The sequence below is a fragment of the Pelomicrobium sp. G1 genome (assembly GCF_051905455.1).
Taxonomy (GTDB): domain Bacteria; phylum Pseudomonadota; class Gammaproteobacteria; order Burkholderiales; family UBA6910; genus Pelomicrobium.
In genome coordinates, this window is the sequence record NZ_JBQACR010000181.1 from 1 (window position 1) to 355 (window position 355).

The following is a 355-nucleotide window of genomic DNA, read 5'->3' on the forward strand; positions in this document are numbered from 1 at the left end:
GTACGCTTCCCTCAGCTCGGTGGGCACGAAGCCCCTTTCCAGCAAGAACCGGCATGGCGCTTCGCCGAAACTTGCCACGTCCAGCGCAGGCCGGTGGTGAAAAGGACGCGTGGCCCCCACAGCGTGGAGGCGCCCGATGAAGCGTCCCATCCAGGTGAGGGTTTCCTCGGATTCCAGCTCGGGAGCGCGGCCCCCCTGGCGCGGGTAGAGGGCGAAGAAGAAGCCTTCGTGGGCGTGCAGCGTCTCGCCGCACAAATCCTCCAGGGGTGGCACCACCGGGATTTCCGCCGCGGCAAGCTCCAAAGCAAAGGCGTGCTCCTCCCGGAGCATGGCTTCGCTCCAGCGACCCGGACGG

General features: G+C 67.3%; 1 protein-coding gene. It reads right to left on the minus strand.

Translation table 11 applies throughout. The annotated features are described in order from the left end of the window. Positions 1 to 355, minus strand: a 355-nt coding sequence (locus ACTFO6_RS18075; RefSeq protein WP_439935782.1) for a phosphotransferase, incomplete at both ends; no start/stop codon positions are given.